This is a genomic window from Paenibacillus thiaminolyticus (assembly GCF_003591545.1).
In the GTDB taxonomy this organism is placed as follows: Bacteria; Bacillota; Bacilli; order Paenibacillales; family Paenibacillaceae; genus Paenibacillus_B; species Paenibacillus_B thiaminolyticus_A.
This window is the reverse complement of record NZ_QYZD01000035.1, coordinates 1-9,528: the sequence shown is the minus strand read 5'-3', so window position 1 is coordinate 9,528 and position 9,528 is coordinate 1. Positions and strand designations below refer to the sequence as shown.

4 protein-coding genes are annotated in these 9,528 nt (G+C 56.5%); all 4 read right to left on the bottom strand.

The window, feature by feature from the left end:
- Position 1: 1 nt before the first annotated feature.
- Complete coding sequence (locus DQX05_RS24960) at positions 2-1,735, bottom strand: ABC transporter ATP-binding protein (protein ID WP_119796061.1); 1,734 nt, start codon at positions 1,733-1,735, stop codon at positions 2-4.
- Entirely contained in the window at positions 1,732-3,558 is a 1,827-nt protein-coding gene (locus DQX05_RS24955; RefSeq protein WP_119796060.1) for an ABC transporter ATP-binding protein, read from the bottom strand. Before DQX05_RS24955 ends, DQX05_RS24960 begins: the two co-directional genes overlap by 4 nt.
- Positions 3,548-6,856, bottom strand: a complete 3,309-nt coding sequence (locus tag DQX05_RS24950; RefSeq protein ID WP_119796059.1) for a non-ribosomal peptide synthetase — start codon at positions 6,854-6,856, stop codon at positions 3,548-3,550. The genes DQX05_RS24955 and DQX05_RS24950 overlap by 11 nt, the downstream gene beginning before the upstream one ends.
- A 154-nt stretch (positions 6,857-7,010) precedes the next feature.
- The coding region (locus DQX05_RS24945) for a condensation domain-containing protein (RefSeq protein WP_147385228.1) at positions 7,011-9,528 on the bottom strand (2,518 nt) is incomplete at its 5' end.

Genomic DNA, 9,528 nt, shown 5'->3' with positions numbered 1-9,528 from the left:
GCTAACCGTACAGCCGAGCGTAATAACCCCCGAGCGCCAGCAGGTCCTGATGGCGGCCCCGCTCGACGACCGTGCCTTGGTTCATGACGGTAATCAAATCCGCATGTTCCACGGTGCTGAGACGGTGCGCGATCAGAATGGTGGTGCGCCCCTTCATCAAAACGTTCAGGGCCTGCTGTACCCAATGCTGGGACTCGTTATCCAGCGCGGAAGTCGCTTCGTCCAGCAGCAGAATCGGGGCGTTTTTGAGAATCGCCCGGGCAATCGCAATTCGCTGCCTTTGTCCGCCCGACAACGACGCTCCTCTCTCTCCCACCGGCGTTTTATACTGTTCCGGAAGTTCCTTAATGAAATGGTGAGCACACGCCGCTTTGGCCGCTTCAATCACTTCTTCATCCGTTGCATCCGGGTTGCCGTAGCGGATGTTTTCCTCAATCGTGCCGGTAAATAAGAACGGCTCCTGCGGAACGTATGCAATCTGCCTGCGGATTTCGTCCAGCGTGTAATGGCCGAACGGTTTGCCTTGGAGCAGGATTTCTCCGCTATCCACAGGATAAAAGCCGAGCAGCAGCTTGATCAGCGTACTTTTGCCGCTGCCGCTGGCCCCCACAATAGCGGCGACCTGGCCGGGAAACACCTGCATGGACATGTCGACAAGCACCTTTTTATCTGCCTGATAGGAAAATTCCACATCGCGAAACTCCACCGCAGCCTCTGACATGAGCTCGCTATGAGGAGATCCCAAACGCTCCGGTTCCTCTTCCTCTCTTAGTACCTCTTGAATCCGGTGAGCGCCCGCGAGCGAATTTTGGGTCATCGACAGAACCATCCCCAAGTTCAACAAGGCGTGCGTCAGATTCACTTGCAGAACCGCCAGGGCGGCGACGCTTCCCATTCCCATCAGTCCGTAGGCATAAAGAAGACTGCCGATGACGATGATGCCGCAGAACGTGACGTAGCTGATAAAATGGTTCACCGCAGCCTGCATGCCATTCTTCTGCGCAGTTTGCCGAAGCGTCTGCGTCATTTGTTCGTTCAACGCTTCGTACTGGTTGTAAATCGTACGGATGCGGAACAGCTTCACAATTTGAATGCCGCCCATAAAATCTTTGAATTTTTCGGTCATTTTACCGAGCGTTTGCAAGCCTTGTTCGGACAAGGCTCGAATATCCCGCGCAAATTTCAGGCTGACCACGGAGGACAGCAGCAGAATGACGAAGGATAGGCCGGCAAACCGCCAATCGATCAACACCATGGAGACAATGGAGCCGATGCAAAAAACAATTTGAAGCAGCAAAACGAAGTAAACCTGCGAAAATGTAAACTCAACGGTCGTTACGTCGTTGTTCACCCGCGACAGCAAGTCCCCATGGTGCGTCTGTTCCAGAAATCTCGGCCGCACCCGGCACAGCTTGTCGTAAAGACGTTTGCGGATATTCAGCACAGTCAGTTCGACACTGCGCTGGTATAAGTAAATGAACCAGGGAGAAATCACATTTTCCAGGAACAGCGCCGCACCCAAAATAATAAAGGCTTCCACCATCAGGGACGTATCTCGAGACACGGCGAAATCAACCAAGTTATGTACGACCAAACTGAAGGCGATCAGGAACAATGTCTGGGTGAGTGCCGTCACGGCCAGGCCAATGGCGTACTGGGTTTTGCGCTTGCGGTTCATAAAGGTCAGCAAGTAGCCGAGTTCTTTCACTTGCGAGAGCCATCCGCCCTTTTTCATGTGTACGCCACCTCCCTGCGTTCGGCAGAATCGGTAAATTCCTGGTAGTACGACTGGGCGTACAGTCCCTTCCTCTCCAGCAATTGTTCATGAGTGCCCTTTTCAACAATATTCCCCTGTTCCATGACCCAAATTTCGTCGGCGTTTTGAACAGTAGAAAGCCGGTGGGCAATAACCATGGTCGTTCTATTCTTCATCAATACGTTGAGCGCTTCCTGAACCGCGCTTTCCGACTCCGGATCAAGAGCCGACGTTGGCTCGTCCAGCAGCAGAACGGGAGCATCCTTCAGAAAAGCCCGGGCCATTGCAATGCGCTGGCGCTGCCCGCCGGACAAAAAGCCTCCGCGCTCTCCGACATACGTCTGATAGCCGTCGGGAAGCTGCATAATGAAGGAATGCGCCTGAGCGGCTTTGGCGGCTTCGATAATCTCGTCCATCGACGCTTCTTCCCGCCCGTAGCCGATATTTTCGGCGATCGTGCCGCTAAACAAATATGAATCCTGGGTTACCACGGAAAAATGCGACCGAAGCTGCTCCGGATCGGCGCCGTGGATCAGGCTGCCGAACACGCGGATCTCACCCTGGTCCTCCGGAAGCGGATAAAAGCCGCATACAAGCTTAAACACCGTGCTCTTCCCTCCGCCGCTCGCTCCGACAAGCGCGATCGTCTTCCCTTCCGGCACCGAAAAGCTAACATTCCGCAGGATTGGGGAGCTCTCCTCATACCCGAAGGTTACCTTCTGAAACTCGATGGGGGCGGCACTCGCCTTCGGAAGCGAACGGCCATTTTCCGTTTCGGTCGGCTGCTCGACGATTTCGGAGACCCTTCTGAGGGCACCGGCCATTTCGAACGTCCGTGTGATGAGCTCGGGAATATGCTCCAGCGGCTCCAGACACAGATTCAGCAAGTACAGGAAGGCGACCAGTTCCCCCGCGCCTAGCTGCCCTTGGTAGATCAAATAGCTTCCGTAACTGACGGCGAAAATGATCGGGCTGATCATCAGCGTGGAAAGCAACGGATTGACCCAGGCTTCCCGCTTTTTCACGGCCAGCTTTTTTTGGGCCGTCAATTGCAGCAGCACTTGGTAGGAGCGAGATAACATGCCGGATAGCAGGTAGCTTTTTACAATAGGCATACCCCCGAGCGTATCCTGGAGGTTGACGTTCATTCGGCCCATGTTCGCCTGGGCTTCCTCCGTCAACCGTTCCAACTGCTTGCCGATCCATTGGGAAACCAGCAGCGCTAAGGGAAATAACAGCAGGCTGTAAAGCATCAGCTCCCATTGGAGGTAGATCAAATAAGCGAAACAGCCAATGAACAATAGCGGATGATAAAACCACTGGGCAAGGTCCCGAATCATAAACTGCTGGATGAGCTGCAGGTCGTTGTTGATACGCGACAACACGTCGCCGGAGTGCTGCTTTTCCAAATAGGAGACCGGGAGTTTGCCGATATGACGCATGACATGGTTGCGGATATCCTGCACCGCAGAGGCGCTGCTTCGCTCCACCCCGAAGCTCATGAAATACTTCGCCGGCACACCGATCAAGATGACCACAAAGACCGTGTACACGATTTGCAGAACGATTGGCCCCGTCCCCTTCTCGGCCTGGGTGGTCAGCTGCTCGATCAAACTTCCCGTCCATATCTCAATAACGGCGGCGGCAATTGCAGACAAGGTACCGACGATCATCCAGCCTTTGTGACGGCTTACATAGCACATCAGCCAGCGGAACGCTTTCCAGGTAGCGTAAGCGGATTGGCGCTTGGAAGGCGCCGCTGTGCCTTGTTCTTGAACAGACTGCTGCCGGTCAGCTTCCATGCAGTACCCCGGCCTCCGCTTCGATCTGCCGCTTGACTTGCTCTAAGATGTCCCGGATTATAACGGCCGTTTCGTCCACGCGCGCGAGTTCCAGCAATTCCTCGTGCGCGCCCTCCAGCCGGTAATCGGCGTAAGCTTGCGTCGTTGCCCCCCGCCAGGACGGCAATTGGTGCTCCAGGCGGAACGCTTCGCTGTCTTTCGCAATCAGTTCGTAAATCCGGGCCGGGATCGTGCCGGAATTAATAAGCTGCGCTTCGTACGTCAAGGTCGCTTTGACCTTCCGATGAACCCGCTCCCGCACGAGCGGATTGCTCATTAATTCCTTCTCTTCTTCGTCGAAATCGGCAAGCGTTTCTTCAAGCTCTTTCTCCGACGTTTCGGGAGGCGTCAGCGTGTCCTTAATCCACGAATCCACCATAAGCACGTCCGTTACGGAATACCCTCTTTTCTCCATCGTTTTGGCTACCTCGAACGTGAGATTGCCTCCAAAGCAGTAGCCGAGCAGCACGTAAGGTCCTTCGGGCTGGATGCGGACGATCTCGTCTACATAACGGTTCAGCATGACCTCGTAATCGGTGGCATCGTCGATAAAATCAATGCCGTAGAGCACGAACTGGCCGTCGAGTCTGCTTGCGAGCTCTCGGTAACCGATGCCGAAGCCGCTGCCTGGAGGGAAGCAGAACACGTTCAGATCTCCTGCTTTATTCAGCTTGATGAAGGAGTATCCCCCCTTATCCAGCCCCAGATCCCCCTCTCCGAAAGCCATGGCTTCAACTGTTACATGATGGAATTGGCGGTTCAGCGGTATCTCGATGCCCGTTTCATCGTAAACGGCTTGAACGAGCCTCATCAGACTTAATGAATTGCCACCCAACTCAAAAAAGTTATCCTTTACGCCGACCTGCGGAACGCCAAGCGTATCCTGCCAGACGCGGGCGATCTTCATTTCGAGCAGCGTTCTCGGCGCTACATATTCCGCTCCTCCGGCCGCGGCTTCCTCCGGCGCGGGCAGCGCTTTGCGGTCGATTTTCCCGTTCGGAGTCAGCGGCATCCGCGAAAGCTGCACGAGGTGCGAAGGAATCATATACCCTGGAAGCTGCTTGGCGAGCTCCTCCTTGAGTTCATGCGCCGCCAGCCTCGTTTCCGCGACGTAGTAAGCGACAAGCTGCTTTTGGCCGTTCGCGTCGTCGCGGTCGAGCACCTTGGCTTCTTGCACGGCGGCGATCTTCAGCAGCTGCGTCTCGATTTCGTCCAGTTCGATCCGGTACCCGCGGATTTTGACCTGGTGGTCGATCCGGCCCAGGTATTCGATGTTGCCGTCCGGCAGCCAAGCCGCCAAGTCGCCCGAGCGGTACAGCTTCTCCCCCTCCGCAAACGGGGAATCGACGAACTTCTCCGCCGTCAGATCCGGACGGTTCAGGTATCCTCTCGCAAGGCCTTCCCCGGCCACGTACATTTCGCCCGCTACGCCGATCGGCACTGGGCGGCGGTTTTCATCCAGGACGTACACCCTCAGCGTCGGGATCGGCTTGCCGATATTGCTCTTCGCCGCCTCCATTTCGACCCACGTAATTTCCTTATACGTCACGTGAACCGTCGTCTCGGTAATGCCGTACATATTGATCAGCTTCGTCTCCGGGTACTTCGTCTTGAAGCCCTTGAGCAGCAGCGGACTCAGCGCTTCGCCCCCGAAGATGACGTTGCGAATCCGCAGATCGTACGGATGGTCCGCCAAGACCTCACGCAGCAGCTGGTAGAAGTACGTTGGCGTCTGATTCAAAATCGTGACCTGTTCGCGGCCCAGCAGCGCCAAGAAATCGGCCGGATTTTTCGCCGTGAGCGGCGGTACGATGACCAGCTTGCCTCCGTACAGCAGTGCTCCGTACATTTCCCAGACGGAGAAATCGAAGCAGAACGAGTGGAACAGCGTCCACGTGTCGGACGGCCCGAAGTCGAACAGGTTCTTGTCGTTGAACAGAAGGCGCACGACGTTCTTATGCTCGATCAGCGTTCCTTTCGGTCTGCCGGTCGTTCCCGACGTGTAGATGACATAAGCCAGGTTGCTCGGCCCGGAAATCGGCTCCAGGTTCGAAGCGTCCAGCGCACCTTCGGAGTCCGCCCCTCTGTTGCCCCAAACAAAATCATCCAATTCGAGGCGCGTTCCTGCGAAGTCGGTCTTCTCGTGCAGATGCTTTTGAATCAGCAATAACGACGCGCCCGAATCCTCAATCATGAAGCGGATGCGCTCCTCCGGGTAGTCGGGATCGACAGGCACGTAGGCTCCGCCCGCTTTAAGAATCGCCAGAATGCCGACGACCATATCAAGGGAGCGTTCGGCCAGAATCGCTACCAGTTGGTCCGCTTCTACTCCCGTCTCCCGCAGCTTCCGTGCAAGGCGGTTGGATCGCTCATTCAGTTCACGGTAGGTCAGCTGCCGCTCATTCATGACGGCGGCCACGTGGTCCGGGTAAAGCTCCGCCTGCTCTTCGAACAAGCCGTGAATCGTTTTCCCCTGCTCGAACCCGGTTTCGGTGTCATTAAATCGCTTCAGCAGCGTCTCCCTCTCGTCTGGGGACAGCACATCGGCTTGTCCAAGCTCCAGATCCGGCTGAAATAAAAGCACGGACAGCAGCCGAACAAGATGGTCGGCCGCCTGTTCCACAAATGCCCGCTCGTACCGCTGCCCGTCAAAGTTTATTTCCAGCTTGATGGAGTGGTTTTGGCGGTCAAATTGAAAAACCGTATCGGCCGCCACCCGGTTACCCAGCGGTACCGGATGAATCGGGGCGAAAGATGCGACGGTGTTGACGACCGGGAGGCCGTCCCCCGTATAGTCCAGATGGAGCGGCTCCACCATTTTTCGAAAAGGCAGATGCTGATGCTCCAGCGCCTCGCCGATGGAAGCTTTGATGCCCCCGAGCAGCGTTTTCAGCGTAGTCTGGCGGCTTACGGACGTCTTGATCACCAAGATGTCATGCGGCGGCGGAGTCCCGTCGGGGTCTGCGCTATAAGAAGGCATGCCGACCAGCACTTGGTCCTGCCCGGTATATTTGAACAGCAGGCTTTTTACTCCTGCCAAAACAATCATGTACAAAGCCAAATCCGAACCGTTGGCGAGGCGAATGATTCTCTCCGAGAGTTCGCTCGGCAGAGTACGGTGAAGCAAGCCCGGCTCGGCCGCAGCTTCCCCGTCGGCGGATAATTTGGAGGATTGACTGTAGGGAAGGAAGCTCAGGCTGTCATCGGCGTCAAACTTGCCGCTCCAGTACCGTTCTTCCTTTTCAAATAAAGATTTCATTCGTACCTCCCCTAAAAATGAAGTAACCCCTTGCCCAGGCGCAGGTCCGAAAAAGCTTGCTTTCGGCCTGCGCGTTTACGGGCTTGGACTTTTTTCGCCGTCTTCCTTGGGATGCGCGCCGCTTTCGCTTGACGTCGGAGGCGCGCTTGTAAGATTAAAACGCGAATTCGATCGTATCGACGGCACTCTTTGCGCCTGCCGACGGTTTGTGACATTCAATCCGGCTTAGCTCGAGTTGCGGATTTTCCACAATTTGAGACAGTACCCGCAGGTAATCCTCAGTCAAGGTGCGGATCATCGCTTCTTTGAACAGCTTGGTGGCGTAGAAGAAGCCCCCGCTCAGCGCCCCGTTGTTTTCATACATAAACAGCGTCAGATCGAACTTCGCTTCTTCCAAATGGTCAAGCTCGTAAGTCTTCAGGCTGACCCCTTCCAGTTCGGCGTCTCGTTCTTCAATATTTTGCAAGTCGAAAACGGCATCGAACAGCGGGAAGCGGCCCGGCTCCCGCTTCACATTCAAACGCTCCACGAGTTCCTCGAATGGATAATCCTGGTTTTCGAAAGCGCCCAAAGCCGTTTCCTTCACTTCTTCTAGGTAGGACAAGAACGTTTTGTCGCCCGACGGACGATTGCGGATCGCCAGCGTATTGACAAACATCCCGATGACCGGTTCCAAATCGGCGTTTGTTCTTCCCGCCACCGGGGTGCCCACGACCAAGTCCTCCTGCCCGCTGTACTTGGACAGCAGCACGGTATAAGCCGCAAGCAGCACCATGAACAGCGTGCTTTCACGCTCGGCCGCCAATTCGCGCAGCCGCGCAGAGAGAGAAGCTTCGACGTCGAACTCCAGATGCGCGCCTTCGTAGCTGCGAACCGCAGACCGTTCGTAATCCATCGGCAGGTCCGCCGTCGGCAGCTCGCCTTCGAAGGTTTGCAGCCAGTACGCTTCCTGCCGCCCGATCCGCTCTCGGTGGGCCTTCGACTGCTGCCAAACGGCATAATCCTTGTATTGAATGCGCAGTGGCGGCAGTTCTTCCCCGGCGTAGAAACTCGAGAACTCATCGATCACAATCGCCATCGATACGCCGTCGGACACGATATGGTGCATGTCGAAAAGGAGAATATGCAGGTTCGGCTCCAGCCCGATGATCCCGGCTCGCAACAGCGGCGGCTTTCCGAGATCAAACGGACGAACAAAGCTGCGAACGATCTGCTCGATTTGAGCCGCATCCTCTTTATCCGCTTCATGATGCTCGATAGCAAAATCGACCTGCGGGTAAATCCGCTGAACCGCTTCGCCCTTCACGATTTCAAAACCGGTGCGCAGCGATTCGTGCCGTGTTATCAATTTCCGCAAGGCGGCTTCCAACCGGTCTAAATCAAACTCGCCTTCCACCTGCACCAACTCCGGCATGTTGTAAAGCTGATCCGCTCCATCCAGCGTGTGCTGAATGAACAGCCGTTTCTGTGCAGAGGACAGAGGGTAGTACTCTCTCTCCTCCGCTTGAGGAATGGCCTCGTGCTCCCGCCGTTCCATCCGGGCGATCGCCTCGGCCATCGCCGCAATCGTCGAGTGACGGAATACGTCGCGCAGCGGCAGGTTGACGTTTAATTCCTTAAATACCTTGCCCGCCAGCGTCGTCGCTCGCAGGGAGTGGCCGCCGATGTCGAAGAAGTTGTCATGAACGCCAATCTCCTTCGCAAGCCCCAGCACCTCCTGCCAAATCGCCGCCAGCTTCGTTTCCAGCTCATTGCGTGGTGCGACGTACTCCGTTCCGCTTCCCGCTTCCCCTTCCGGCGCTGGCAGCGCCTTCCGGTCAATCTTTCCGTTCGGCGTCAGAGGCAGGCGCTCCAGCTCCACGAAGTACGACGGGATCATGTACCCTGGCAGCTCCTGCGCCAGCGCGCTGCGCAGAACGTTCACTGCCAACTCCGCTCCGGTATCCGGCGTGTAATACGCGCATAGCGCCTTCTGCCCGTTCGCGTCACTTCGAACCAGCACCACCGCTTCGCGCACGCCTTCCACCCGCAGCAGCTGCGACTCGATCTCGCCCGTCTCAATCCGGTAGCCCCGGATTTTCGCCTGGTTGTCGATCCGGCCGATGAAGTCCACGTTCCCGTCCTCCATCCACCGCGCCAAGTCGCCCGTGCGGTACAGCCGCTCGCCCGCGGCGAACGGGCTGTCTACGAACTTCTCTTCCGTCAGCTCCGGACGGTTCAAGTACCCGCGCGCTACCCCGACTCCGCCGATAACCAGCTCGCCCAGCACCCCGACCGGCACCGGGTTCAGATGCGCGTCCACAATGTAGAATTTTGCATTCAGCCACGCTTTGCCGATCGGCACATGGCCTGTCTGCGGCAGCTTCGTCAGTTCCTCGTCGTAGAAGCTGGAGTCGATCGCCGCTTCCGTCACGCCGTAGGCGTTGATGATCCGGAACAATGAGCCGAAGCGTTCCTGCAAGGTTCGGTAATCCGCCACGCTGCAGCTGTCCGAGCTCGTGATCAACAGCTCCATCCAGCTCATATCCAGCCCCTTCTCGTGTACGTACTCCAGGAACGGCACGATCAGCGCCGGCGTTGATTCGAAAATGGTGACCCGCTCTCGCTCCATCCAGTGGTGCAGACGAGACGGATCGATCCGGTCGTCCTTCGGCACAATCACCATCGTGCCT

Excerpts from the sequence above, each read along its gene's own strand:
- DQX05_RS24955 (WP_119796060.1), bottom strand. The coding sequence starts at position 3,558 with ATGGAAGCTGACCGGCAGCAGTCTGTTCAAGAACAAGGCACAGCGGCG.
- DQX05_RS24950 (WP_119796059.1), bottom strand. The coding sequence starts at position 6,856 with ATGAAATCTTTATTTGAAAAGGAAGAACGGTACTGGAGCGGCAAGTTT.
- DQX05_RS24960 (WP_119796061.1), bottom strand. The coding sequence starts at position 1,735 with ATGAAAAAGGGCGGATGGCTCTCGCAAGTGAAAGAACTCGGCTACTTG.